The organism is Vibrio sp. 1069, assembly GCF_033340555.1.
Map to the genome: position 1 here is coordinate 1 of NZ_JAWOWP010000887.1, position 533 is coordinate 533.

The 533-nt window shown below is 50.7% G+C and carries 2 pseudogenes; both read left to right on the forward strand.

Features of this window, described 5'->3' with window-relative positions:
• A pseudogene (locus tag R7040_RS29635) lies at positions 1–386 on the forward strand (galactokinase); the annotation flags it as partial.
• 9 nt (positions 387–395) lie between these two features.
• Positions 396–533 (forward strand): annotated as a pseudogene (galM, locus tag R7040_RS29640) (galactose-1-epimerase); the annotation flags it as partial.

Here is a 533-nt window from a genome sequence, read left to right on the forward strand (position 1 = left end):
ATGAAATGGTGGCAAAACGTGCCCGTCATGTCATCACAGAAAACGATCGTACTGTGGAAGCGGCGCAAGCGCTACGAGCACACGACATGAAGCGTATGGGCGAGCTGATGGCCGAGTCTCATGCCTCGATGCGCGATGATTTCGAAATCACGGTAAAAGAAATCGATACGCTGGTGGAGATAGTCAAAGAGGTGATCGGCGATCAAGGCGGCGTGCGCATGACTGGCGGTGGCTTTGGTGGTTGCATCGTGGCACTTGTACCGCCAGCACTGGTTGATGACGTGAAATCGGAAGTTGAAGCGAAGTACCAAGCGGCTACGGGCTTAAAAGAGTCGATTTATGTTTGCCAAGCCAAAAATGGTGCGGGTTTGGTTGAAGTGCTGTAAGGAATGATGATGAAAGCCTATTTTCAACAACTAGAACAAGCGATGGCGCAAACGCCGTCGTTTGATGGCCAAACTGCGAATCTGATTCATTTGACCAACGCGAATGGTATGACAGCGTCGTTTATGGATATCGGTGCGACGTGGTTG